Source organism: Polaromonas sp. YR568, from assembly GCF_900116715.1.
Classification (GTDB): Bacteria; Pseudomonadota; Gammaproteobacteria; order Burkholderiales; family Burkholderiaceae_C; genus Polaromonas.
This window is the reverse complement of record NZ_FPBM01000008.1, coordinates 24979-50601: the sequence shown is the minus strand read 5'-3', so window position 1 is coordinate 50601 and position 25623 is coordinate 24979. Positions and strand designations below refer to the sequence as shown.

25 protein-coding genes are annotated in these 25623 nt (G+C 63.1%); 15 read left to right on the top strand and 10 right to left on the bottom strand.

The annotated features are described in order from the left end of the window. Nucleotides 1-52 precede the first annotated feature (52 nt). The 3 genes from BM408_RS16560 to BM408_RS16550 all read right to left on the bottom strand — a co-directional run bounded on the left by BM408_RS16560 (nucleotide 53) and on the right by BM408_RS16550 (nucleotide 2628). Nucleotides 53-901, bottom strand: coding sequence for a transporter substrate-binding domain-containing protein (locus BM408_RS16560; protein ID WP_092131086.1), 849 nt, complete (start codon nucleotides 899-901; stop codon nucleotides 53-55). A gap of 83 nt (nucleotides 902-984) precedes the next feature. Continuing rightward, on the bottom strand, nucleotides 985-1776 hold the full coding sequence (locus BM408_RS16555; protein ID WP_092131403.1) for a substrate-binding periplasmic protein: 792 nt from the start codon (nucleotides 1774-1776) through the stop codon (nucleotides 985-987). A 111-nt stretch (nucleotides 1777-1887) separates the two neighbouring features. Beyond that, the gene (locus BM408_RS16550) at nucleotides 1888-2628 is read right to left on the bottom strand and encodes a FadR/GntR family transcriptional regulator (RefSeq protein WP_092131084.1); all 741 of its coding nucleotides are present in this window, start codon (nucleotides 2626-2628) and stop codon (nucleotides 1888-1890) included. 128 nt (nucleotides 2629-2756) lie between these two features. On the opposite strand from BM408_RS16550, the gene BM408_RS16545 reads away from it, so the two are divergent. Both BM408_RS16545 and BM408_RS16540 read left to right on the top strand, forming a co-directional pair. Beyond that, nucleotides 2757-4175: a mannitol dehydrogenase family protein gene (locus BM408_RS16545; RefSeq protein ID WP_092131082.1), complete on the top strand. Its 1419-nt coding sequence runs from the start codon at nucleotides 2757-2759 to the stop codon at nucleotides 4173-4175. A 39-nt stretch (nucleotides 4176-4214) separates the two neighbouring features. Further along, nucleotides 4215-4970: an SDR family NAD(P)-dependent oxidoreductase gene (locus BM408_RS16540; RefSeq protein ID WP_092131080.1), complete on the top strand. Its 756-nt coding sequence runs from the start codon at nucleotides 4215-4217 to the stop codon at nucleotides 4968-4970. A 4-nt stretch (nucleotides 4971-4974) separates the two neighbouring features. Here the strand turns inward: BM408_RS16540 and BM408_RS16535 are convergent, their stop codons facing one another. The 7 genes from BM408_RS16535 to BM408_RS16505 all read right to left on the bottom strand — a co-directional run bounded on the left by BM408_RS16535 (nucleotide 4975) and on the right by BM408_RS16505 (nucleotide 12591). After that, a complete protein-coding gene (locus BM408_RS16535; protein WP_092131078.1) occupies nucleotides 4975-6036 on the bottom strand; it encodes a malate/lactate/ureidoglycolate dehydrogenase in 1062 nt (353 codons plus the stop codon). A gap of 10 nt (nucleotides 6037-6046) precedes the next feature. Continuing rightward, on the bottom strand, nucleotides 6047-7597 hold the full coding sequence (locus tag BM408_RS16530; protein WP_092131076.1) for a UxaA family hydrolase: 1551 nt from the start codon (nucleotides 7595-7597) through the stop codon (nucleotides 6047-6049). 39 nt (nucleotides 7598-7636) lie between these two features. Next, on the bottom strand, nucleotides 7637-9031 hold the full coding sequence (locus BM408_RS16525; protein ID WP_092131074.1) for a TRAP transporter large permease: 1395 nt from the start codon (nucleotides 9029-9031) through the stop codon (nucleotides 7637-7639). 51 nt (nucleotides 9032-9082) lie between these two features. Next, entirely contained in the window at nucleotides 9083-9637 is a 555-nt protein-coding gene (locus BM408_RS16520; RefSeq protein WP_092131072.1) for a TRAP transporter small permease, read from the bottom strand. A 69-nt stretch (nucleotides 9638-9706) separates the two neighbouring features. Next, nucleotides 9707-10714 (bottom strand): sialic acid TRAP transporter substrate-binding protein SiaP, encoded by a 1008-nt coding sequence (locus BM408_RS16515; protein WP_217649439.1) that lies wholly within the window; start codon nucleotides 10712-10714, stop codon nucleotides 9707-9709. An 84-nt stretch (nucleotides 10715-10798) separates the two neighbouring features. Beyond that, entirely contained in the window at nucleotides 10799-11773 is a 975-nt protein-coding gene (locus tag BM408_RS16510; protein WP_092131070.1) for a tripartite tricarboxylate transporter substrate binding protein, read from the bottom strand. A gap of 68 nt (nucleotides 11774-11841) precedes the next feature. Then, nucleotides 11842-12591 (bottom strand): FadR/GntR family transcriptional regulator, encoded by a 750-nt coding sequence (locus BM408_RS16505; protein WP_092131068.1) that lies wholly within the window; start codon nucleotides 12589-12591, stop codon nucleotides 11842-11844. Between the two features lie 123 nt (nucleotides 12592-12714). Here BM408_RS16505 and BM408_RS16500 point away from each other — a divergent pair, with 123 nt between their 5' ends. From BM408_RS16500 to BM408_RS16440, 13 genes are all read left to right on the top strand, one after another. After that, entirely contained in the window at nucleotides 12715-13449 is a 735-nt protein-coding gene (locus BM408_RS16500; protein ID WP_092131066.1) for an SDR family oxidoreductase, read from the top strand. Continuing rightward, the gene (locus tag BM408_RS16495; RefSeq protein WP_092131064.1) at nucleotides 13446-14192 is read left to right on the top strand and encodes an SDR family NAD(P)-dependent oxidoreductase; all 747 of its coding nucleotides are present in this window, start codon (nucleotides 13446-13448) and stop codon (nucleotides 14190-14192) included. The genes BM408_RS16500 and BM408_RS16495 overlap by 4 nt, the downstream gene beginning before the upstream one ends. A gap of 30 nt (nucleotides 14193-14222) precedes the next feature. Continuing rightward, on the top strand, nucleotides 14223-15071 hold the full coding sequence (locus BM408_RS16490) for a fumarylacetoacetate hydrolase family protein (RefSeq protein WP_092131062.1): 849 nt from the start codon (nucleotides 14223-14225) through the stop codon (nucleotides 15069-15071). A 195-nt stretch (nucleotides 15072-15266) separates the two neighbouring features. Then, on the top strand, nucleotides 15267-15998 hold the full coding sequence (locus BM408_RS16485; RefSeq protein WP_092131060.1) for a TetR/AcrR family transcriptional regulator: 732 nt from the start codon (nucleotides 15267-15269) through the stop codon (nucleotides 15996-15998). Between the two features lie 20 nt (nucleotides 15999-16018). Then, nucleotides 16019-17815: an acyl-CoA dehydrogenase C-terminal domain-containing protein gene (locus tag BM408_RS16480; protein WP_092131058.1), complete on the top strand. Its 1797-nt coding sequence runs from the start codon at nucleotides 16019-16021 to the stop codon at nucleotides 17813-17815. Between the two features lie 29 nt (nucleotides 17816-17844). Then, a complete protein-coding gene (locus BM408_RS16475) occupies nucleotides 17845-18279 on the top strand; it encodes a DUF2147 domain-containing protein (protein ID WP_092131055.1) in 435 nt (144 codons plus the stop codon). A 43-nt stretch (nucleotides 18280-18322) separates the two neighbouring features. Next, on the top strand, nucleotides 18323-20737 hold the full coding sequence (locus BM408_RS16470; protein WP_092131052.1) for a 3-hydroxyacyl-CoA dehydrogenase/enoyl-CoA hydratase family protein: 2415 nt from the start codon (nucleotides 18323-18325) through the stop codon (nucleotides 20735-20737). Continuing rightward, a complete protein-coding gene (locus BM408_RS16465) occupies nucleotides 20737-21261 on the top strand; it encodes a DUF4442 domain-containing protein (RefSeq protein WP_371327022.1) in 525 nt (174 codons plus the stop codon). Before BM408_RS16470 ends, BM408_RS16465 begins: the two co-directional genes overlap by 1 nt. Nucleotides 21262-21284: 23 nt before the next feature. Beyond that, entirely contained in the window at nucleotides 21285-22484 is a 1200-nt protein-coding gene (locus tag BM408_RS16460; RefSeq protein WP_092131050.1) for an acetyl-CoA C-acyltransferase, read from the top strand. A 94-nt stretch (nucleotides 22485-22578) separates the two neighbouring features. Then, a complete protein-coding gene (locus BM408_RS16455) occupies nucleotides 22579-23457 on the top strand; it encodes an alpha/beta hydrolase family protein (RefSeq protein ID WP_092131048.1) in 879 nt (292 codons plus the stop codon). Between the two features lie 27 nt (nucleotides 23458-23484). After that, nucleotides 23485-24321: an acyl-CoA thioesterase gene (locus tag BM408_RS16450; protein ID WP_092131046.1), complete on the top strand. Its 837-nt coding sequence runs from the start codon at nucleotides 23485-23487 to the stop codon at nucleotides 24319-24321. A 29-nt stretch (nucleotides 24322-24350) separates the two neighbouring features. Then, nucleotides 24351-25148, top strand: coding sequence for an enoyl-CoA hydratase (locus BM408_RS16445; protein WP_092131044.1), 798 nt, complete (start codon nucleotides 24351-24353; stop codon nucleotides 25146-25148). 55 nt (nucleotides 25149-25203) lie between these two features. Beyond that, nucleotides 25204-25605 (top strand): GFA family protein, encoded by a 402-nt coding sequence (locus BM408_RS16440; protein WP_092131042.1) that lies wholly within the window; start codon nucleotides 25204-25206, stop codon nucleotides 25603-25605. The last annotated feature ends 18 nt before the right edge of the window (nucleotides 25606-25623 follow it).

Below are 25623 nucleotides of genomic sequence, written 5' to 3'. Positions count from 1 at the left end.
AAGAAGAGAAGAAGGCGGCCCGCCGGCCAATGCAGCGGGCCGTGTGCCTGAGTTACTTCAGGTTCTGCGTCATGCGCACTTCTTCGGCCTGCAGTTGCGGCTCCATGCGTTTTTCGACTTCACGCAGCCAGTCCAGGTAAACCTGCTCGTTCTTGTTCACACCCATGCCGGTCTTGATCTCGAAGATCTTGCTGTCCTGGCAGTTGTTTTCTTTCGGGAAAACGGCGAGGCCCTTGACCTTTTTGTTGATGTTGGGCCAGAGCATGCGGTTCAGCGGCGCAACGTCGGAGCGGCCGGCCAGCACCTCTTCAATCGGCGCCACAGAACCGGAATTGGCCACGCCGCGCAGCTTGGCCTTGGAGAACTGCTCGCGCACCAGGGGTTCTTCGCCGGCGCCCGAGAAGTAAGCCATGGTGATCTCGGGCTTGTTGAAGTCTTCCAGCGTTTTGGCGTTGGTGAACTTAGGGTTGTCGGCACGGCCGAACATGCACACGCCGGTGCTGGAGAAGGTCACAAAGTCGATGATCTTGGCGCGCTCGGCATTCTGGTTCAGCGGGCCGATCATGATGTCCATCTGGTTGGCGATCAGCGCCGGCACCTTGGTTTCATGGCTGACGGGAACCGGGGCTATCTTCACGCCCAGCAGCTTGGCGAACTCTTTTCCCAGCAGCCAGGACGGGCCGGACCAGGGCTCGCCCTCGCCGGTGGTGTTTTGCGCCAGCCAGGGCGGGTTGTTGACCACACCCACGCGCAGCACGCCGGCCTTGCGGATGGCGTCGATGCGCGGGCTGGCGCCGGGTGCTGGCGGTGTCTGGGCCAAAGCGGCGGCCGATATGCCGGCGGCGACAGCGGCCAGCGCGAGGTGCCGGCAAATGCGAAGGGAGGAGCTGAAGCGGTTCATGGTGTTGTCTCTTTTCTCTGGGGGGAATAAGGAAGGGGCGCCGGTCGCGGCGCCTTCAGCGATTCGGTGGTCTCTTGCAGCGCTTATTTGAGGTTCTCGATCACGCGCTTTTCTTCGGCGGCGAGTTTGGGTTCCAGCGTTTTTTCCACTGCGCGCAGCCAGTCGAGGTAGACCTGCTGGTTTTTGTCGACGGCCAGGCCCACGGGCGAGGCTTTTTCCTTGCTGCCCTGGCAGTTGTTCTCTTGCGGGAACACCGTCAGGCCCTTGACCTTCTGGTTCAGGCCGACCCAGGGCACACGGTTGATGGGCGCGGCGTCGGCACGCTTGGCCATGATTTCTTCCACGGGTGCGGTGGCGCCCGAGCTGGCAACGGCTCGGAACTTGGCTTTGGGAAAGCGCTCCTTGACCCAGTTCTCTTCGGCGCCGCCGGTGAAGTAGGCGATGGTGATGTCGGGGCTGTTGAGGTCGTCCACCGATTTCACCTTGGCCAGCTTGTCATTGCCCGCGCGGCCGAACATGCAGACGCTGGTGGTTGAATAGATCACGAAGTCCACCACCTTGAGCCGCTCCGGCGTTTCACCCAGCGGGCTGATCGTCATGTCGACCTGGTTGGCGGCGAGCACCGGCACCTTGGTCTCATGCGATACCGCCACCGGCACCAGCTTCACATTCAAGAGGCGCGCATATTCGTTCGCCAGCGTCCACGCCGGGCCGCTCCAGGCCTGGCCGCTGCCGGTGGTGTTCTCCAGCAGCCATGGCGAGTTTTGCAAAACAGCCACGCGCAGTTCGCCGGATTTTTTGATCGCGTCGATGCGGGGGCTCGCGCCGGGCGCCGGTGGTGCCTGTGCGAACAGCGCGGCGCTGGCCAGGCCCATCGCCAGGCCGGCCAGGGTGGATTTGAGTGTCAGTTTGGGCATGTTCATCTTGTCTCTCTTTCTCTGTTGTTAGGGGAAGAACTGTCGGGGCTTAAAGGCGGTGGAGCGGCGTCATCTCCAGGCCTGTGCGAACTCGCTGATCACGCGTTCGAGATGGGCGCGCATCGCGGCCCGCGCGGCGATCGGGTCGCGCGCCAGCAAGGCCTTGAAGATGCGCTGGTGGTCGGCGTGCGAGGCCAGGCGCAACTCCGGCGTGTGAAAGTGATGCTCGATCTTGGTCCAGACCGGGCCTTTGGCCTGGGCCCACATGGCGCTCACCATTTGCAACAACACGCTGTTGCCGGTGGATTCGGCGATGCGCAGATGGAACAGCTGGTCGGCCGCTTCGTTCTCTTCCTTGTTGTCGATGTGCTCGCGCATGTCGCTAAGGGCCGTGAAGATGCGGTCCAGGTCACCGTCCTTGCGGGTTTCTGCCGCCACCGAGGCGATTTCCGACTCGATCAGGCAGCGCGCGCGCAGCAATTCAAAAGGGCCAGGCCCGGTTTCGGAAATGAAGGGCGAGGTGGTTGAGTTGCCGCGCACCTGCGTGACGTAAATGCCCGAGCCGCCGCGCACTTCCACCACGCCCTGCAGTTCCAGCGCAATCATGGCTTCGCGCACCGAGGTGCGGCTCACGTCAAAGCGCTCGGCCAGCGCGCGCTCCGACGGAAGCCGCTCGCCCAGCTTGAATTCACCCTGGGCAATCAGCGCCAGCAGCTGGGTGGCCAGGCGCTGGTAAGACCGGTCGGACAGGGCCCGGGGCGCGGCCGCCGTGTCGTCGGGGGAGTTGGGCTGAATGAGCTGAAGTGCCATGGTTGAATCCAAAGTGGTTGGACCAATTATCGGTTTTAAGCCAAAAAAAGGCCAATAGTGGTTTACCACTATGGATAAGTGGTCAGTCCAATCGTCCAATAAAGTCCTTTCATTGGCAGACTCCACGCATGCGCGCACTCTCTCAAACCGTTCTTGATGAAAGGACGGCTCCGCCCTCACTGCATCTACCTGACTACCCGAGAACCTCCCCGCCCGGCGTGTTGCACCTGGGCCTGGGCGCGTTTCACCGGGCCCACCAGGCCGTGGTGTTTGACGGCCTGCTGACGTCCGGCGACACGCGCTGGGGCGTGCTGGGTGTGGCCATGCGCAGCACGGAGCTGGCCGACACGCTGGCCCGCCAGGACGGGCTCTATACCTTGCAGATCGCCAGTGCCGAAGGGCGGCGCTGGCAACTGGTCGGCTCGGTGCTGGACACCTGCGTCGCGGCGCGCGAGCCGGAGCGTGTGACCGCCGCCATCGCCGCGCCCGCCACCCGCTGGATCACGCTCACGGTCACCGAAAAAGCCTACGGCCCCGCGCTTGCGGCGCAACTGGTGGCGGGCCTGGCCGCGCGCCATGCGGCCGGCCTGGGTGGCCTGACCATTGCCTCTTGCGACAACCTGAGCGGCAATGGAAGTAAATTGCGGCAGCTGTGCGTGGACGCCGCCGCTGCGCAGAGCACCGTACTCGCGCAGTGGATAGAAGGCAGCTGCGCCTTTCCCGACAGCATGGTGGACCGCATCGTGCCCGCGGCCACCGCCCAGCACCGCGCCGACGCCGCCCGCGAGACCGGCCTGGACGATGCCTGCGCCTTGGGCACCGAAGCCTTCTGGGAATGGGTGATAGAGCGCCACTTCGTGGACCCCGCCGACGGCGCCGCGCTGGCGGCCATGGGTGTGCAGGTGGTTGAAGACGTCAAGCCGTTTGAAGAAGCCAAGCTGCGCATGCTCAATGGCAGCCACACCGCCATCGCCCTGATGGGCGCTGTCATGGGCCTGCCCACGGTGGCTGATTGCGTGGCTAACGCAGACATCCGCTGGTTTGTGAAACACCTGATGACCGACATCGTGATGCCGCAGTTGCAGCGCCCGGGCCTGCCGGCCTACCGCGATGCCTTGCTTGCACGTTTCGCCAACCCGGACTTGCACCACAAGGTGCACCAGATCGCCTCAGACAGCTCGCTCAAGATTCCCCTGCGCTGGCTGCCCACGCTGCAGACGCGGCTGGCCGCCGGCGCCGACGTGGAGCCGCTGGCATTTGCCGCCGCCGTCTGGATGCGCTACCTGCTGGCCGAGGACGATCAGGGCCGGCCTTATGCGATTTCAGACCCTGCCGGCGAGCGCCTGCAGGCGATTGCGCGGCAGCATCGCGGCGATGCGCCCGGTACGGTGGCGGCTCTTCTGCAGCAACCGACCATTTGGGGTGAGGCGCTGGCAGCCGACCCGCGCTGGACTTCACGCGTGGGTTTCTGGCTGGAACGCGTCCAGGCCCTGGGCGTTGGCGCGGCGCTGGCGCAATTCAAGGCCGGGCACGCTTCGCAGGCGTGACCACGGCAAGCTGTAACTCAACACGGAAATATCACAACCATGATCCCTTCTTATCCCCCCATTCAGGACCAGGTCGCCCTGGTCACCGGCGCCAATGCCGGCATGGGCCTGGCCACCGCGCGCGCCTTGCTGGACGCGGGTTACCGCGTCGCGGCAACCGATTTGCGCACGGAAGCCGTGGCTGCCGAGCTGGCGCACCACGGTGACCGGCTGGCCTGCTTTGTCATGGACGTGAGCGACTACGCCCAGGTGCAGTCGGCCTGCGATGCTATCGAAAAGCACTTCGGCCGTATCGATGTCTGCGTCAACAACGCGGGCTTTTTGCAATACGCCAACTGCGAGCAGACCACGCCCGAGCTGTGGCACAAGACTCTGAGGATCAACCTGGACGGTGTGTTCTATGTGAGCCAGCGCGTGGCGCCGGGCATGAAGGCGCGCGGCTTTGGCCGCATCGTCAACATGTCGTCCTACGGCGCAAAAACCGGCGGCCTGTCGCCGCTGCCCGCCTATGCGGCCAGCAAGGGCGCGGTGATTTCACTGACCTTCAGCTTCGCCCGTGAATACGCGCCCTTCGGCGTGACCTGCAATGCGCTGGCACCCACCTTTGTCAAAACCCAGATGCTGACCGAGCAGGTCAGCGCCGAGCGGCAGGCCGAACTGCGGCAGAAGATTCCGGTGGGGCGGTTTTGTGAGCTTGAGGAGCTGGCGCACAGCGTGCTGTTTCTGGCGCACCCCATGAGCGGCTTTATCACCGGCGAGGTACTGGATTTGAACGGCGGCCTGCAGTTCGACTGAAGTCCTAATTGGGCAGGGTGAGCCCCACCTTGCCGGCAGCACCCACGATCTCTCCCCAGGTGCTGGCGTCAATCTCTATGCCGTCGCGTTCGCGTTGCAGCCGCGCGCGGCGCTCAGGTTCGCCGGCAATCTGCACGCCGTGCTCGCCATCGGCCGGTGGGCTTTTTCGCAGCCAGTCGACAAAGGCCAGGGCCTCGCTTTCCATCGCAGACTGCGTACCCAGTTTGCCCGGGTCGATGAGGATGGTCAGCATGCTGTTGTAGACGGCGCGCACGCCCACCGTCGGGTGGTGCCAGGTGCCGCCGCCGGTCAGCGCGCCGCCCAGCAGCTCGCAGGCCACGGCCAGGCCGTAGCCCTTGTGTTCGCCAAAGGGCATCAGCGCGCCGAAAAAACCGTTGGCTTGCGGCACCACCACAACGCCCGGGTCCGTCGTCGGCTGGCCCTGCTCGTCGATCAGCAGGCCGGGCTGCACTGACTTGCCCTGGTTGTATGCCACGCGCATCTTGCCCTGGGCCACGCGGCTGGTGGCGAAGTCCAGCACAAAGGGCGGCTGGCCCTTTAGCGGTATGCCAATGCAACAGGGGTTGGTGCCGTAGCGGCCGTCGGCGCCGCCCCATGGCGCCACGGCCGGCCGCGTCTTGACATTGACGAAGTGCAGCGACACCAGGCCCTGCGCCACCGCCATTTCGGCAAAGTGGCCGATGCGCCCCAGGTGGTGCGAGTCGGCCAGCGCCATGATGCAGCTGCCTTGCGCTTTGGCTCTGGCCATGCCCAGTTGCATGGCCTGCTCGCCGATCACCTGGCCGTAGCCGTGCTGGCCGTCCAGCGACAGCAGCGCGCCGGCATCCAGCACCGTCTTGACCTGGGCATTCGGCGTCAAGCCGCCTTCGAGTACTGCTTCAACATAGCGCGGCAGCATGCCGATGCCATGGGAGTCGTGGCCGCTCAGGTTGGCCATGACGAGGTTGGAGGCGACCTTCTCCGCTTCGGCAGGCGCGCTGCCGGCTGCTACAAAAATAGCAGCACCTTGCGTACGTAGATACTGGGCTTGAAGCACTTTTTGCATGTGAAAGCCCTTACATCACCGCGCCGACTTGCCAGGGCACAAATTCGTTTTGCCCGTAGCCGTGTTTTTCGCTTTTGCTGGGCTCGCCGGAGGCGGTGGCCAGCACCATCTCAAAAATGCGCTGCCCCATCTCCTGCACCGACACGCCGCCGTCGATGATCTCACCGCAATTGATGTCCATGTCTTCTTCCTGCCGCTGCCACAGCGCCGAGTTGGTGGCCAGCTTGAGCGAAGGCGAGGGCGCGCAGCCGTAGGCCGAGCCCCGGCCGGTGGTAAAGCAGATGATGTTGGCGCCGCCGGCCACCTGGCCCGTGGCGCTCACCGGGTCGTAGCCCGGCGTGTCCATATAAACAAAGCCGTGCGCGCCCACAGGTTCGGCGTATTCATACACCGCCTCGAGGTTGGACGTGCCGCCTTTGGCCACTGCGCCCAGTGATTTTTCAAGGATGGTGGTAAGGCCGCCGGCCTTGTTGCCTGGTGAGGGGTTGTTGTTCATCTCGCCCTCGTTGATCTCGGTGTAGTGCTCCCACCACTTGATGCGCGAGATCAGTTTTTCGGCGATGTCGGGCCGCACGGCGCGCCGCGTCAGCAAATGCTCGGCGCCGTAGATCTCCGGCGTTTCGCTAAGGATGGCGGTGCCGCCATGGGCCACCAGCAAATCCACCGCGGCGCCCAGCGCCGGGTTGGCGCTAATGCCCGAGTAACCATCGGAGCCGCCGCACTGCAGTCCTATGGTGATGTGCGCGGCGCTGCAGGGCTCGCGCTTGACCTTGTTGGCCTCGGGCAGCATCTCCTTGATCATTGCGATGCCTTTAGCCACAGTTTTGGCGGTGCCGCCCGTGTCCTGGATGCTGAAGACGCGCAGGGTTTCACCCTCGCGCAGGCTGCCATGGGCCAGCCAGGCATTGATCTGGTTGGACTCGCAGCCCAGGCCCACCACCAGCACGCCGGCAAAGTTGGGGTGCGTGGCATAACCCGTCAGCGTGCGCTGCAAGATCTGCAGGCCCAGGCCCTCGCTGTCCATGCCGCAGCCCGTGCCGTGCGTCAGCGCCACCACGCCGTCGACGTTGGGAAAGTCCTTGAGCGCTGACGGATTGTTCTGCCTGGAGAAATGATCCGAAATGGCACGCGCGGCCGTGGCCGAGCAATTCACGCTGGAGAGAATGCCGATGTAGTTGCGCGTGGCCACCCGGCCGTCGGGCCGCTTGATACCCATAAATGTCGCCTCGCGTTTGGCCGGCGCCGGCTTCACGTCGGCGCCAAAGGCGTAGTCGCGCGCAAAGTCGCCCTTGTCCGGGCCCATGTCGAGGTTGTGCGTGTGCACATGCTCACCGGGTGCAATCGCTTTGCTCGCAAACCCAATGATCTGGTTGTAGCGCCGCACCGGCTCGCCCGCGGCCAGTGCGCGCGTGGCGATCTTGTGGCCGGCGGGGATGAGGCCGCGCACGGTGATGTTTTCAACCTGGGTGCCGCCTACCAGTTGGGCGCGGGCAATCAGGACGTCATCGGCGGGGTGGAGGCGAATAAAGGGCGTGGTGGGGGGTGTCGTAGAGGTCGTCATGGCGTGGGCTCGTAGTTTTGTGCAGCTTATGACATTCGTTTACTGCATCAGGCGGGGCAGCCACAAGACCGTGGCCGGCCAGTAGGTAATGATGACCAGGCTCAGCAGCAGCGGCACCAGCCAGGGCAGGATGGCCATGGTGGTGCGCTCGATGCTCAGGCCCGATATTCGCGCCAGTACAAAGAGCACCATGCCCATGGGCGGGTGCAGCAGGCCAATCATCAGGTTGAGCACCATCACCACGCCGAAATGCACCGGGTCTATGCCCAGCTGGTTGGAAATCGGCAGCAAGATGGGCACGAGGATGGTGATGGCGGCAGTCGTTTCGAGGAAGCAGCCGACAAACAGCATCAGCAGATTGGCCAGCAGCAGGAAGACCCAAGGCTCCTTGGTGAAGTTGAGCACCCAGGCGGCAATGTCGGCCGTCACGCCGGTGGCAGTCAGCATCCAGCCGAAGATGGACGCGGCGGCCACGATAAACAGCACGGTCGAGGTCGACTCAACCGTGTCGATGCAGACCTTGACGAACATCTTCCAGCGCAAGGTGCGGTACCAGAAGAAACCCAGCACCATGGCCCAGACGCAGGCTGCGATGGCACCCTCGGTGGCGGTGAAGAGACCTGTCGCCATGCCGCCTATCAGCAGCACCGGCGTCATGATGGGCAGCACCGCCTCGAACTTGAAGAGCTTGTCGGCGACGAACAGCACGACCAGGCCACCTATCACCGTGGCCTGCGCAGGCGCGCCCAGCTTGTCAACGGCGATCCACAGCGCAGTCGGCCAGATGCAGACCACCAGCAGTTCGGTGAGGGCCTTCATGAGGCGCGGCCAGTCGAACTTGACGTCGGCGCCCCAGCCGTTCTTGTAGGCATAGTAGGCAACAGTCACCATCATCAGCAGCGTCATGATGACGCCCGGCATGATCCCGGCAATGAAAAGCGCACCCACCGACACATTGGCCATCATGGCGTAGATCACGAAGGGCAGGCTGGGCGGAATGATGGGGCCCAGCGTAGCCGAGGCGGCCGTCACGCCGACGGCGAATTCCGTGGAGTAGCCGTGCTCTTTCATCGCCTTGATTTCAATCGTGCCCAGGCCCGCGGCATCGGCAATCGCTGTGCCGCTCATACCCGAGAAGATCACCGAGCCGAGGATGTTGACGTGGCCAAGGCCGCCCTTGAGCCAGCCCACCAGCGCCAGCGCGAAGTTGTAGATGCGGTTGGTGATGCCGGCGTTGTTCATCAGGTTGCCGGCCAGGATAAAGAAGGGCACGGCCAGCAGCGGGAAGCTGTCGATGCCGCTGACCATGCGGTGGATGACCACAAAAGGCGGCAGATTGCCGGACCAGAGGATGTAGACCAGCGATGCGCCGGCCATGGCCACAGCCACGGGAATGCCGGCGCTCATAAAGATCAGGAAAACAATTTTGAGCATGGGAAAGACTGGTTTTTCTGGAAGGGAAGGTCGTCAGGGGGCGCCGGGGACTTAGCGGTCTTCCATGACGGAGGCGGGGCGCTCCAGCACACAGTAGCCGCGCCGCCAGTGAACAATGCTCACCTGGATGGAACGCACCAGCATGGCGGCAAAGCCCAGCAGGCAAACGCCGTAGACGATATTCATCGGCAGGTCGACGACGGTCATGTTGGCGTTGTTGCCGATCTTGATCATCATCTGCACCGTCATCACCACGGCCGCCACAAAAAACAGGGAGCGAACGGCATCCACCGTAATACCCAAGACCCGGCACAGCGCCGGCGGCATGTGCCGGTAGAAAAAGTCCACCTGGATGTGGTTGTTTTTCGTCACGCCAATCGCTGCGCCTATGAACACCACACCGATCAACAAATAGCGCGCGATCTCCTCCGTCCAGGCCGCCGAGTCGTTGAGCACATAGCGCGTCACGAACTGGTAAAGCACCGTCAGGCCCAGAAGCCAGAAGATGCCCAGAGCCACCCAGGCCTCCACCGTGGTTCCGGACAAATCCACCGCTTCATCCACGGCATGGAATTCACCGTCGTCGCCCAGTAGTTTTTCAGTCATCGTGTTTCCTTGTCTTCTCCGCCGCTGCTAGTTGCCCAAGCGGGCAACTCAGCAGGCTTACACGCGGCCTTATTTAATTGCGATGATCTTGTCGTAATCTTGTTGACGGTAGCCGTGGTCTGTTGGCTTGGTGTTTTTAAGCACCGCTTCACGGAAGGCGTTCTTGTCCACGACGATGACGTTGTTGCCCTTTTTCTTGAACTCGTCCACCAGGCGGGCTTCGGACGCGATGATTTCGCGGCCGGTTTTCTCGGCGGCTTCCTGCATAACGTCACTGAAGATCTTTTTCTCGTCGGCGCTGAGCTTGCCCCACAGCTGGCCCGAAACGACCGTCAGCAGCGAGTCGACGATATGGCCGGTCAGCGAAATGTTTTTCTGCACTTCATAAAACTTCTTGGCTTCGATGGTTGGCAGCGGGTTTTCCTGCGCGTCCACAGTGCCGCTTTGCAGCGCGAGATAGACCTCGGCGAAAGCGATAGGCGTGGCGTTTGCGCCCAGTGATTTTGGAAAAGCCAGGTAAGCCGGTGCATCAGGCACGCGGATCTTCAGGCCCTTCATGTCCTCGGGCTTGGAGACGGGTTTGGCCGCGCTTGACGTGACGTGGCGCGCGCCGTAGTAATTGAGCGCGGTGATGTGGTTGCCGGTCTTGTCGTCATAGCCCTTGGCCAGCTCGCGGAAGACATCGCTCTTCGCATACTTGAGCTGGTGCTCCGCGTCGCGGAAGATGAAGGGGAAGTAAGTAATGGCCAGCGGCTTGTAGCTATTGCCCGCAAAGCTCGCGCCGGTCAGCACGATGTCCACCGTGCCCAGGGTCAGGCCCTGGTTGATGTCGGCTTCTTTACCCAGGCTGGACGCCGGGAACACCTGGATGTCGTACTTGCCGTTGGTGCGCTTTTTGATTTCGTCGGCAGCCCAGACCGAGTATTTGTGGAAGGGCTCCGACGTCTCGTAGACGTGGGCCCACTTCAGCTTGGTCTGCGCCGATGCAATGCCGGAAATACCCAGGGCGCCCGTCATCAGCACGCAGGCGGCAATGGTTTTCAGGGCGGTTCGTTTTTTATTGTGAAATGTGTTCATGTTGTCTCCTCGGAAGGTGGTTGCTGGCATGAAAATAAAAAAAACGGCGCGCGCACCAGCACGCACGCCGTGAAGCCTGCTGCCTCAGTTCTTCAGGTTGAGTTTGTTGACGAGTTGTTTGAAGTTGTCGTTGTCGCGCACCATCTGCGCCTTGAAGGCGGGGCCGTCGGCGTAGGCGTAACCCAGGTTCAGCTTGTCCATCACTTCGCGCATGATGGGTTCCTCAGCCGCCTTCTTGCTGAAGGCGCGGATGGTTTCCACGACTTCAGGCGGCGTGCCCTTGGCCACGCCCAGGCCGCGCCAGGTGCCGATGGACAGGTCGATGTTGCGTTCCTTGAGGGTCGGCACGCTCTCAAAGCCCTTGACGCGCTGGTCGGCCATCACGCCCAGGATCTTCAGCTTGCCGGCCGCCACATGCACGGCCACTTCGGCCGGGCTCACGCCCACGGCGTCCACATGGCCGCCCAACAGCGCCAGCACGGCGGGGTTTGCGCCCTGGAAGGGAATGTGGTTGAACTTGGCGCCGGTTTTTTCTTCCAGCGAGGCGGCGGCCAGGTGCCAGATCGAGCCGTTGCCGGCGTTGCCGACTTTCACGTCGCTGCCGGTCTTTTTGGCGGCGGCCAGGAACTCTTCAATCGTGTTGTAGGGTGAGTCCGCCCTCACGGTGATGGCGGCGGGGTCGGCGTTCAGGCGGGCGATGGGGATGAAGTCGTCCTGCGTGATCTTGGTGATGCCCATGTGCGGGAGGATGGTCACTTCCACAAACAGCATGGCGATCTTGTAGCCATCGGGTTTGGAGTTCACCACGTCTTGCAGGCCGATGGCGCCGCTGGCGCCGGGCTTGTTGTAGACCACCAGCGACTGCGTGGTGTATTTTTTGGCGGCTTCGGCATAGGCGCGCGCCAGCGAGTCGGTGCCGCCGCCGGGCTGGAAGGCCACCATGACTTCGATTGGCTTGTTGGGATAGGCCTGTGACCAGGCGTTGCCGCTCAATCCCGTGAGGCCGGCAAGCGCCATGAGGGATGTCGCCAGCAGTTTGCGTTTTGTCAGGAACTTCATGTTTTGTCTCGCTTTCGTTATTTTTCAGAGTTGAGGGTTGAGGGAAATCGTGAAAGGCGGGCAGGCTGTCATTTCTTGAGCGCCTCCTGTTTTTTGGTCCGGCCCCAGCTCACGCTGAAGCGCTTGTGCGATTGGTCCATGTGCGCATGCATGGCCGCGCGCGCGGCGTCGGGGTCGCGGTTGCGCACGGCGTCAAAAATCGCCTGGTGTTCGGTGATCGCCGAGCGCCAGGAGGCTACGGTCTCGAAGTGGCCGCCCAGGCGTTCAAACAGCGGGCCGCGCCGCGAATCCCAAAAGCGCTGGATGGTTTCAATCAGCACCACATTGCCGCAGGACTCGACGATGGCGGTGTGAAAAGCGCGGTCGCCTTCCAGCGGCAGCACGCCGCGGTCGGCATCGGCCTTCATGCTGGCCAGGGCTTTGCCCATGGCGTCAATATGTTTGCGTTTGGCCTGGGTGGCGGCCATGGCGGCGACTTCGCCTTCGACCACGCGGCGCGCGCGTATCAGCTCCAGCGGGCCCCATTCATCGGGTGATATCTCGGCGGCGCGGCCACTTCCATTGCCGTCGGCACTGGGCGCCTTGCTGCGGTCCAGCACATACACGCCCGAACCGGTGCGCACCTCGACCCAGCCTTCGACTTCCATCGCGATCAATGCCTCGCGCACCGAAGGCCGGCTCACGCCCAGTTGCCGCGCCAGGTCGCGCTCGGCCGGCAGGCGCGCGCCCACGGCCCATTCGCCGGCGGAGATCAGCGAGCGCAGCTGCTCGGCGATCTGGCGGTAAAGGCGTTGCGGTTCGACGGTTTGCAGGGGCATGGGCGGCAGAGGGCGGGAAATACGGGGTTTAAGGGTTAGCCAGAATTGGACAAGTGGTCAGACCAATTAATAATCCCATGAAAGCCCGGCACCAACATCCGGCAAAACCCTGTAGGAGCACTGATGAGACTTGAAGGAAAGAAGGCGCTGGTCACTGCGGCCGGCCAAGGCATAGGGCATGCCACCGCATTGGCGCTGGCGGCCGAGGGCGCGCAGGTCTGGGCGACCGACCTGAACCCGGCCCTGCTCGAAAGCTATAAAGGCGTGGCCAATATCACCGCGCTGCCGCTGGACGTGCTGGACAAAGCCGCCATCCAGAAGCTGGTGGGCAGCCTGCCGCCCTTGGACATCCTCTTTAACTGCGCCGGCTTTGTGCACGGTGGCACGGCACTGCAAGCCACTGATGACGAACTCGAGTTCGCCTTTCACCTCAATGTGCGTGCGCAGTTCTGGATGATCCAGTCGGTGCTGCCGGGCATGCAGGCCAAAAAGGGCGGCATCATCATCAACATGGCCAGCGTGTGCAGCAGCATCAAGGGCCTGCCCAACCGTTTCGTTTACGGCACCACCAAGGCCGCCGTGATCGGCCTCACCAAAAGCGTCGCAGCCGACTTTGTGGCCGACGGCGTGCGCTGCAATGCGATTTGCCCCGGCACGGTGGACACGCCCTCGCTGCAAGACCGTATCAATGCCAATGACGACCCGGTGGCCGCGCGCAAGGCCTTTATCGCGCGCCAGCCGCTGGGCCGGCTCGCGCAGGCGCATGAGATCGCGCCGCTGGTGGTGTTTCTGGCGAGCGACGAAGCCGCATTTGTCACCGGCCAGGCCTACAACGTCGACGGCGGCATCACCATATGAACCAGCTTGACCTCAAAGGGCGCCACGCCGTCATCACCGGCGGCGCGGTCGGCCTGGGGTTTGCGATTGCGCAGCGCATGCTGGCCTCGGGCGGCACCGTCACCTTGTGGGACATCAACCCCGAGGCGCTCGCCAAAGCCAAAACGGCGCTGGGCGCCGGCGTGCACACCGTGGCCGTGGATGTGGCCAGCCATGCGAGCGTGGTCGAGGCGGTCAAACAAACCGTAGCCCACAACCCGGCCATCGATGCGCTCGTCAACTCGGCCGGCATCACCGGCCCGAATGTGAAGCTGTGGGACTACCCGCCCGAGCAATGGATGCAGGTGCAGCAGGTCAACCTCAATGGCCTTTTCTTTTGCTGCCGCGAAGTGGTGCCGCACATGCGCGCGCGCAATTACGGGCGCATCGTCAACATCGCCTCGGTGGCCGGCAAAGACGGCAACCCCAACGCCAGCGCCTACAGCGCCAGCAAGGCCGCGGTGATGGCCCTCACCAAATCGCTGGGCAAGGAGCTTGCTGATACCGGAGTGCGCGTCAACTGCGTCACGCCGGCCGCGGTGAAGACGCCCATCTTTGACCAGATGACACCGGAGCATATTCAGTTCATGCTCTCGAAAATCCCCATGGGCCGCTTCGGCACGCCCGATGAGGTGGCCGCCCTGGTAGGCTGGCTGTGTACCGAAGACTGTTCTTTCTCGACCGGCGCCGTGTTTGACCTCTCCGGCGGTCGCTCTACTTACTGATTCACACCCTTCACTCATCAAAGGAAAACCATGAAACTCGTTCGTTATGGCAACCCCGGCAAGGAAAAACCCGGCCTCATCGATGCCAACGGCAAGCTGCGCGACCTGAGCGCCGTCATCAAGGACATCGGCCCCGACCAGCTCGGCGATGCCGCGATTGCCAAGCTGCGCAAGCTCAAGGCCGACAAGCTGCCGCTGGTCAAGGGCTCGCCGCGTTACGGCAGCCCCGTCAAGGGCGTGCCCAAGTTCATCGCCATCGGCCTGAACTACGCCGACCACGCCGCTGAATCCGGCTTGCCGATTCCAGCCGAGCCGGTTGTGTTCATGAAAGCCACCAGCTGCATCCAGGGCCCGAACGACCCCATCATGCTGCCCAAGGGCTCGGTCAAGACCGACTGGGAAGTTGAACTGGGCGTGATCATCGGCAAGACCGCGCGCTACGTCTCGCAAAAAGAAGCGCTGGACTACGTGGCCGGCTACTGCACGATTAACGACGTGAGCGAGCGCGAGTTCCAGATCGAGCGCGGCGGCACCTGGGACAAGGGCAAAGGTTGCGACACCTTCGGCCCGCTGGGCCCCTGGCTGGTCACGCGCGACGAAGTGCCCAACCCGCAAAAGCTCGGCCTGTGGTTGGAAGTGAACGGCAAGCGTGTGCAAAACGGCAACACCAAGACCATGATCTTCAGCGTCGCGAAGATCGTCAGTTATGTGAGCCAGTTCATGACGCTGGAGCCCGGTGACGTCATCACCACCGGCACCCCGCCCGGTGTAGGCCTGGGCATGAAGCCGCCTGTGTATCTGAAGAAGGGCGACAAGGTGTCCTTGGGCATCGAAGGCCTGGGCGAGCAGCACCAGCTCGTAGTACCTTATAAAAAGTAGTCGTGGAACGGGCTCCTGCTGACAGGCGGGAGCCTTCTTCAGGAGCTTGCCCTCTCCTGGGGTGAGCTTGAGGGTTTACCCGCGCCGGGGTTAGAACAGGTTCCCTATAAGCGGGGCTCAAACACCCCCTGCTTGCTGATGGTTATCAAAGTGTTGCAAAATAGAACGACCGTTCGTTTTATTTTGTAGCAACTCATGGCCATCACAGAACTTCCCGCTAAAGCCTCCCGCGCCCCGGCTGCGGGCAGCGCCGTAGCCAAAAGCCAGCAAAAAGGCCAGCAGACCAAGGCCGCCATTGTGGATGCCGCCTTGGGCCTGGCGACGCAGATCGGGCTGGAAGGCCTGAGCATAGGCGCGCTGGCCGAGGTCATGCGCATGAGCAAGTCGGGCGTGTTTGCCCACTTCGGCTCGCGCGAAGAGCTGCAAATCTCCGTCATCCGTGAATACCACGTGCGCTTTGAAGAAGAAGTCTTTTTCCCGGCGCTGCAGCAGCCGCGCGGCCTGCCGCGCCTGGCGGCGCTGTTCCACAACTGGATGAAGCGCACCTCGCTCGAAATCGATTCGGGCTGCCTCTACATCAGCGGTGCGGTCGAGTTTGACGACAGGCCTGGCCCGGTGCGCGATGCATTGGCGGGCTCGGTGCGCACCTGGCTGGCCGCCATGTACCGCGCCGTGGTGCAGGCCAAAGAGGCCGGCCACCTGCATCCCGACGCCGACGAACACCAGATGGCCTTTGAAATCCATGGCCTGATCCTGGCGCTGCATTACGAAGCCCGCTTCCTCAAGACGCCGGGCTCCATGGACCGCGCCCACACGGGCTTTGCCAACATCCTGGCGCGTTACGGCAGCGATGCCGCCGCGCCTTCCTCCATTTCCGCTGCGCCGAAGAAATCTTCCGGCAAAGCCTCCCCTTCCAAACCGGTTTAACGCTAAAGGACCTACCCACCATGCCACAGTACAGCCCACCCCTGCGCGACATGCAATTCGTCATGCACGAAGTGCTCAAGGTCACCGATGAATTCAAGGCCATCCCCAAGCATGCGGACGTCGATGTCGAAACCATCAACGCCGTGCTCGAAGAGGCCGGCAAGTTCGCCGCCGAAGTGACTTTCCCGCTGAACATCAGCGGCGACGAAGAGGGCTGCAAGCTCGACAAGACCACGCACGAAGTCACGCCGCCCAAGGGTTTCAAGGAAGCCTATGCGCAATACGTCGAAGGCGGCTGGGCCGCGCTCAGTTGCGACCCCGAGTACGGCGGCCAGGGCCTGCCCTTTGTGCTGAACCAGTGCCTCTACGAAATGCTCAACTCGGCCAACCAGGCCTGGACCATGTACCCCGGCCTGTCGCACGGCGCGTATGAAGCCCTGCATGCCCATGGCACGGACGAGCAGAAAAAACTCTACCTGCCCAAGTTGACCAGCGGTGAATGGACCGGCACCATGTGCCTGACCGAGCCGCATTGCGGCACCGACCTGGGCCTCTTGCGCACCAAGGCCGAGCCACAACCCGACGGCACCTACCGCCTGACCGGCAACAAGATCTTCATCAGCGCCGGTGAACACGACATGGCCGCCAACATCGTGCACCTGGTGCTGGCCCGCCTGCCCGATGCGCCTCAGGGCAGCAAAGGCATCAGCCTCTTCGCCGTGCCCAAGTTCAACATCGGCAAAGATGGCGCCCTTGGTTCGCGCAACGGCATCTACTGCGGCGGCCTGGAGCACAAGATGGGCATCCACGGCAACGCCACCGCGCAGATGGTGCTGGAAGACGCCGTCGGCACCATGGTGGGCGCGCCCAACAAGGGCCTGGCCGCGATGTTCGTCATGATGAATGCCGCCCGCCTGGGCGTGGGCAACCAGTCGCTGGGCCTGACCGAAGTGGCTTACCAGAACGCGCTGGCCTACGCCAAAGACCGCATCCAGATGCGTTCGCTCTCCGGCGTCAAGGCTAAAGACAAACCGGCCGACCCCATCATCGTGCACCCCGACGTGCGCAAGATGCTGCTGACGGCCAAGGCCTATGCCGAAGGCGGCCGGGCGCTGGCTATCTACTGCACGCTGCTGCTCGACAAGGAGTTGCACCACCCCGACGAAAAAGTGCGCAAGGACTCCGGCGAAATCGTCGCCCTGCTCACGCCTATCGTCAAAGCCTTCCTGACCGACAACGGCCACATCTCCACCAATGCCTGCATGCAGGTCTTCGGCGGCCACGGCTTCATCAAGGAATGGGGCATGGAACAGTTTGTGCGCGACAACCGTATCAACATGATTTACGAAGGCACCAACACCATCCAGTCGCTGGACTTGCTGGGCCGCAAGGTCCTGGGCAACAACGGCGCCACGCTGAAGAAGTTCGGCAAGGTGATCGGTGCGCTCATCGCCGAAGAAGGCGTCAACGAGAAGATGGCCGAGTTCATCAACCCGCTGGCTTACCTGGCTGACCAGATGACCAAGTTCACCACCGAGCTGGGCTTCAAGGGCTTCCAGAATCCCGACGAAGTGGGTGCTGCCGCCGTGGACTACCTGCGTGTGGCCGGCCACCTGGTGTTCGGTTACTTCTGGGCCCTGATGGCGCAAACCGCGCTGCGCGAAATTGCCGCCGGCAACACCGACAAGTTTTATGTGGCCAAGCTGCAGACCGCACGCTTCTACTTCGCCAAGCTCTTCCCCGAAACCGCGACGCTGATGCGCACCGCCCGCGCCGGCAGCAAGTCGCTGATGGAAACCGACGAAGCACTGGCCTGATCATTCTGAACAAACAGCAGGGAGACACCATGAAAAGAAAATTGCTGATGATCGTTCTGGGCCTGATGGCCATTCCGGCGCTGGCCCAGAACACGCCTGTGGGTTTGTGGCGCGGTTTCGACGAAAAAACCGGCGAGCCCAAATTCGACGTCCGCATCGCGGAAGCCGGTGGCGTGCTCAACGGCAAGGTCGAAAAGCGCCTGACCCCAGGCGTCAAGCCTGACGAGGTTTGCACCGAATGCCCCGACGACCGCAAAGACAAGCCCCGGCTGGGCCTCGAAATCATTCGCGGCGCCAAGAAGTCACCCGACGGCGACGTCTGGGAAGGCGGCAAGATCCTCGACCCGGACAACGGCAAAAGCTACTCCCTCAAGATGACCCCGATTGAAGGCGGCAAGAAGATGGAAGTCCGCGGCTCCATCGGACCCTTCGGTCGCACCCAGACCTGGGTACGCCAGCAGTAAACGCAGCGAATCTCCACCCATCCAGATTCAGAGAAAGAAATCCATGTCACGATTCCAAGTCAAGAAAGTCGCCGTCCTCGGCGCAGGCGTTATGGGCGCGCAGATTGCCGCCCACCTGGTCAACGTCAAGGTGCCGGTGATCCTGTTTGATCTGCCTGCCAAGGAAGGTCCGAAGAACGGCATTGTTATCAAGGCGGTCGAAGGCCTCAAGAAGCTCAAACCGGCACCGCTGGGCGTGCCTGAAGACGCAGCGCTGATCCAGCAGGCCAACTACGAAGAGAACATGGAGCTGCTCAAGGAATGCGACCTCATCATCGAGGCGATTGCCGAGCGCATGGACTGGAAGACCGACCTGTATCACAAGATCGCGCCCTTCATCGCCGATGGCGCCATCGTCGCCAGCAACACCTCGGGCCTGTCCATCACCAAGCTCAGCGAGGCGCTGCCTGAATCCATCAAGCCGCGCTTTTGCGGCATCCACTTCTTCAACCCGCCGCGTTACATGACACTGGTCGAGTTGATCAACACACCGACCACCGAACCCAAGGTGCTGGACGACCTGGAAGCCTTTGTCACCAGCGCGCTGGGCAAGGGCGTGATCCGCGCCCACGACACACCCAACTTCATCGCCAACCGCGTGGGCATCGCCAGCATGCTGGCCACCATCAAGGAGGCCGACACCTTCAAGCTCACGTACGACGTGGTCGATGACCTGACCGGCAAGAAGCTGGGCCGCGCGAGCTCGGGCACCTTCCGCACCGCCGACGTGGTGGGCCTGGACACCATGGCCCACGTCATCAAGACGCTGCAGGACAACCTCGGCCCCGGCAAGGTAGAAGACCCGTTCTCCGACGTCTACGGCACGCCGCCCGTGCTGGCCAAGCTGCTTGAATCCAAAAGCCTGGGCCAGAAGACCGGCGCCGGCTTCTACAAAAAACAGGGCCGCGACATCCTGCGCCTGGACCCCGAGAGCATGGAATACGTGCCCGCCGGCGCCAAGGCCAATGAAGTCGTCGGCCGCATGCTGAAAAAGCCCGCGGGCGAGCGCCTCAAGCTCTTGCGCGAAGCCGAGGGCGCCGAAGCGCGCTTCCTCTGGGCCATCCTGCGCGACCAGTTCCACTACGCCGCCGTGCACCTGGAAAGCATTGCTGAAACCGCACGCGACATCGACTTCGCCATGCGCTGGGGTTTCGGCTCCAAGCAGGGCCCGTTCGAGCTGTGGCAGCAAGCCGGCTGGAAGCAGGTCGCCACCTGGATCCAGGAAGATATCGACGCCGGCAAGGCGCTGTCCAAAGCGCCGCTGCCTGCGTGGGTGTTCAAAGGCCCGGTGGCCGATGCCGGTGGCGTGCACACGGCGGAAGGCTCGTGGAGCCCTTCAGCCAAAAAATTCATCCCGCGCCGCAAGCTGCCGGTCTATGAGCGTCAGTTCTTCCCCGAAGACGTGCTCGGCGCCAAGGCGCCCGCCTTCGAGACCGCAGGCACCACGCTGCATGAAGACGACGCGATCCGCCTCTGGACGCTGGACGGCGCGAACGCCGACGTGCTGATCGCCAGCATCAAGACCAAGATGCACGCCATCAGCCCCGACGTGGCCGAAGGTTTGGCAATGGGTGTTGACCTGGCCGAGAAAAGCTACAAGGGCATGGTCATCTGGTCCAACGATGAGATGTTCTCGGCCGGCGCCGACCTGCAAGCCATGTTGCCCGCCTTCATGATGGGCGGCGCCAAGGCGATTGAAGGGGCAGAGGCTGAACTGCAAAACGTGATGCTCAAGCTGCGTTACGCGGCCGTGCCCGTGGTGTCGGCGATTCGCGGCATTGCCCTGGGCGGCGGCTGTGAAATGGCGGTGTACTCGGCCAAGCGCGTTGCAGCAATGGAAAGCTACATCGGCCTGGTCGAAGTCGGCGTGGGCCTGGTGCCCGGCGCCGGCGGCCTGACCTACATCGCACGCCGCGCAGCGGAAAACGCGGGTACCTCGACCAACAAGGACATGCTGCCCTTCCTGACCGAAGGTTTTACCGCCGCCGCGATGGCCAAGGTCGGCACCAGCGCGATTGAAAGCCGCAAGATCGGCTATCTACTCGACAGCGATGTGATCGTGCCGAACAAGGACGAGCTGCTCTTCGTCGCGCTGAATGAAGCCCGCGCGCTGTTCAACTCCGGCTACCGCGCGCCTCACAAGCGCCAGTTCCCGGTGGTGGGCCGCAGTGGCCTGGCCACCATCAAGGGCCAACTGGTCAATATGCGCGACGGCGGCTTTATCAGCGCGCACGACTTCCACATTGCCAGCCTGATCGCGAATGTGGTTTGCGGCGGTGATGTCGATGCCGGCACGCTGGTGACTGAAGAGTATTTGATGACGCTGGAGCGCAAGGCCTTCTGCTCGCTGCTCGAACACCCCAAGACGCAAGAGCGGATCATGGGAATGATGAGCACCGGCAAACCCGTTCGTAACTGATGACCGGCCAAACCGTCATGAGCGACCACAAGCCCAACCGCCTGGAACGCCAGCTCGCCCAGCTGAAGGACGTGCCCGCGTTCGCGCGGCCGTGGTTTCGCAGTGTGGTGCTGCGCCGCGCCGTGCCCTTTACCGGCACGGCCAAGCTCGACTTTCTGCAGATGACACCCGCAATGGTGGAAATCGGCGTGAAGAACGAAAAGCGTGTGCAAAACCACATTGGCGGCGTGCACGCCTCGGCGATGAACCTGCTGGCGGAAACCGCCACCGGCATGGTGGTCGGCATGAACGTGCGCGACGACTGCATCCCGCTGGCCAAGGAACTCAAGATGGCGTTCAAAAAGCGCGCCACAGGCGCCCTGCGCGCCGTGGCCACGCTGAGCGACGAGCAACGCGCCGCCATGCAGGCCAGCGACAAGGGTGAAGTCAATGTGCCGGTCATCGTGACCGATGAAGCCGGCGTCAACCCGGTCGAATGCGAATTTGTCTGGGCCTGGATTCCCTCCGGCCCACGGAAAAGTTAACTGAGAAATTGAAGGAAACCATCATGGCCAAACAAGTCCAGGAAGCCTACATCGTCGCCGCCACGCGCACACCCATCGGGCGCTCCGCCCGCGGCTATTTCCGCAACATGCGGCCCGACGACCTGCTGGTCAAGGCGCTGCAGGCGGCGCTGGCGCAAGTGCCATCGCTTGACCCAAAGGCGATTGAAGACATCATCTGCGGTTGCGCTATTCCCGAAGGCCCGCAAGGCCTGAACGTGGCGCGCATTGGCGCGGTGCTGGCGGGTCTGCCCACCAGCGTTGGCGGCATCACCGTCAACCGCTTTTGCGCGTCCGGCCTCTCGGCCATCCAGATGGCGGCTGACCGCATCCGCGTGGGCGAAGCCGACGTGATGATCGCCGCCGGCACCGAGAGCATGAGCATGGTGCCCATGTCGGGCAACTCGCCTTCGCTGTCACCCAATATGTTCATGAACGACGAGAACGTCGGCATCGCTTACGGCATGGGTCTGACGGCCGAGAAGGTGGCGCAGCAGTGGAAGGTTTCGCGCGAAGCGCAAGACCAGTTCGCACTCGAGTCCCACCTCAAGGCCATCAAAGCCCAGCAAGCCGGCGAATTCAGCATGGAAATCACGCCGGTTGAAGTGACCGACCGCAGCGCCAACCTGGAAACCGGTGAAGTCATCGCCAAGACGCGCACCGTGAGCCTGGACGAAGGCCCACGCCCCGACACCTCGCTCGAAGGCCTGGCCAAACTCAAGACGGTGTTTGCCGCGCGCGGCTCGGTCACCGCCGGCAACAGCTCGCAGACCTCCGACGGCGCAGGCGCGCTGGTGCTAGCCAGCGAAAAGGCCGTCAAGGACTTCGGCCTCAAGCCGCTGGCCCGCTTTGTGAGCTACGCCGCCAAGGGCGTGCCGCCTGAAATCATGGGCATTGGCCCTATCGAAGCCATTCCTGCCGCCTTGCGCTACGCCGGCCTCAAGCAGGACGACATGGACTGGATCGAGTTGAACGAGGCGTTTGCCGCGCAGTCGCTGGCTGTCATCAACACGCTCAAGCTCGATGCCTCCAAGGTCAACCGCATGGGCGGCGCCATTGCGCTGGGCCACCCGCTGGGCGCGACCGGTGCCATCCGCGCCGCGACCGTGATCCATGCATTGCACCGCCACCAGCTGAAGTACGGCATGGTGACCATGTGCGTGGGGATGGGGCAAGGCGCTGCCGGAATTTTTGAGCGCGTGTAGGGCTACTCGCTAAGCCTTTGAGGCCGTCGTAGGTGAGGCCGTGAGATTTGAGTCAGTGAAGACAGTGACACCTGATCAACCAGTGGAGGCAGTTATGCAGATCCAGACTCTGGCAACCGGCACCGCGCAACTCTCGCTGCGGGTCTACGACGCCACCCAGTCCGCGCACACCAGTGTGGTGATTGGCGGCGCGATGGGTGTGCGGCAGCACTACTACGCACCCTTTGCCGAATGGCTGTCGAGCCAGGGCTTTCGCGTCACCACTTTTGACTACCGTGGTTCGGGCGACTCGTTGCCCGCCACGGCCAACGGCAGCCTGCGCGGCTTCAAGGCCGACCTGCTGGACTGGGCCAGCGACTACGAAGCCGTGGTCGATGCCGCCAAGGCCGCCTTGCCGGATGCGCCGCTATACCTGTTGGGCCACAGCCTGGGCGCACAGCTGCCGGGCTTCCTGAAGAACCAGGGCAAGATCGACGGCCTGGTCAGCATTGCCGCCGGCAGCGGCTACTGGCGCGACAACGCGCCGCAACTGCGGCGCATGATTTTGTATTTCTGGTACGTGCTGGTGCCGCTGGCCACGCGGCTCTTTGGCTACTTTCCGGGGCGCACCTTGCGCAAGGTCGGCGACCTGCCGGCCGGCGTCATGCTGCAGTGGCGCAAGTGGTGCCTGAACCCGCAGTACAGCGTGGGCGCCGAAGGCGAGAGCGCGCGCCTGAGCTACGGGCAAGTCAGCTTCCCGGTTACGGCCCTGTCGATCACCGACGACGAGCTCATGACCTGGCGCGGCACGCAAAACCTGATCAACCTCTATGCCAACGCACCGCGCACCTTTGAGCGCATCGCGCCGGCCGACCTCAAGGTCAGGCGCATCGGGCATTTCGGTTTCTTCCGCGAGCAGTTCAACAGCACCTTGTGGCCGCGCGCGCAGCAGATCATCGAAGGGATGACGGGTGTCGCCAAGAGGGCGGCATAAAGCGCAAAGCGTCCGCATACTGCAGGCATGACGACATCAGCACATCCCCTTGACCAGGCGCTGCGGCTCGAAGCTGCAGACAACAACAGCCCCGGCACCTGGCAGGGCCACACCCATCCTGATTACTGGAACATGGTGGGCCCTTTTGGCGGTACCACCGCTGCCACGGCCCTGCGCGCCATCCTCCTGCACCCGGCCTTGCTGGGCGAGCCGGTAGCACTCACCGTGAACTACGCTGCGGCCGTGGCCGAGGGTGCGTTCACTGTCACCGCCAAACCGGTGCGCACCAACCGCTCGACCCAGCATTGGGCAGTGGAGCTGTCGCAGGCCGATGCGTCCAGCGGCGCCCTGGAGGTTGTGATGACGGCCACGGCCGTCACGGCTGCGCGCCGCGAGACCTGGAGCCAGAACGACACCCCCATGCCGGCATCCGATTTGCCGGATGCGGCCGCCCGCCTCAAGGTCTCCAGCGCCGCATGGACCAGCCGCTACGACCTGCGCCCGGTGCGCGGCATTATCCCGAAAGTGTGGGACGGCAGCGGTGTGGACAGCCTCACCCAGCTCTGGGTGCGCGACGACCCGCCGCGCCCGCTGGACTTCCCGGCGCTGGCCGCCTTGTCCGACGTGTTCTACCCGCGCGTCTGGCTGCGCCGCGCCACGCGCGTGCCTGCGGGCACGGTGTCGATCACGACCTACTTTCATGCGGACAGCGCACAGCTCGCGCAATGCGGCGACGGCTTTCTGCTCGGCCAGGCAAAAGCGCAAGCCTTTCGCAACGGCTTTTTTGACCAGACCGCGCAGCTGTGGAGCGAAGCCGGCGTGTTGCTGGCCACGAGCACGCAGATCGTCTATTACAAGGAATGAGACACTTGGCGTCTCAATCGGAAAACACCATGAACACTCCCACCCCCATCTCCTCTGGCAGCATCCCCGAAATCCTGGTCCATACCGACGCAGGCGTGATGACCATCACCCTCAACCGTGTCGACAAGAAGAACTCCATCACGGCCGCCATGTACGGCGCGCTGGCCGATGCGCTCGAGTCCGCCAACCATGATGCGGCTGTGCGCGCGGTGGTGATCCAGGGCCACGAAACGATTTTTTCCGCCGGCAACGACATCGCCGACTTTTTGAACAACCCGCCCGCAACGTCCGACTCGCCGGTGTTCCGTTTCCTGCGCGGCATCAGCAGCTTTCCCAAGCCTCTGGTCGCCGCGGTGTGCGGCCCGGCTGTGGGCATAGGCACCACGCTGTTGCTGCATTGCGACCTGGTCTATGCCGGCGACAACGCGGCTTTTTCCATGCCTTTCGTCAACCTGGGCTTGTGCCCTGAAGCTGCGTCCAGCTTTCTGGTGCCCCAGCTCATGGGCTACCCGCGTGCTGCCGAAGCATTGTTGTTGGGCGAGCCCTTCATGGCCGAGACCGCGCTCGAGATTGGCCTGATCAACCGCATCGTGCCGCCCGCGGAAGCCAATGCGCTGGCGCAGCGCCAGGCACAAAAGCTGGTGGCCAAGCCACTCAGCGCATTGATGGAAACCAAGCGCCTGATGAAAAAAGGCAATGCCACGGTGGTGGCCGAGCGTATGGCGGAAGAAGGCGCAAGCTTTGGCCGCATGCTGGGTGAGCCGGCGGCGCGCGAGGCTTTCTCCGCTTTTATGGAAAAACGCAAACCCGACTTTTCAGCAGTCTGAGCCGCAGGCTCAAGCTGCGGGCGTGCCGCACGGCGCACTGGATGGAGGACGCACGATGTTGAAGACTTACCAGGGCAGCTGCCACTGCGGCACCGTGAAAATCGAAGCCGATATCGACCTCAGCCAGGCGACCTACCGGTGCAATTGCTCGATCTGCAGAAGGACGCGTTTCTGGCCGGCCGTTGCGATGCCGGCGGCCTTCCGGCTGCTGGCCGGTGAGGCCGATCTGACGCAGTACCTCTTCAACACACGGAAGAACCAGCATTACTTCTGCAGGCATTGCGGCGTCCGCGTTTTCGGCATCGGGACCGAAACACCCATAGGGAAGATGTACGGCGTCAACGTCATGTGCCTGGAAGGTATCTCCGACGAGGAGCTTGCAAGCATTCCCATCACCTATGTGGATGGCCGCGACGACAACTGGCAAAACGCCCCCGCGGTGTTTGCCCATTTGTAGGAAAGCGCCGGGGGAGTC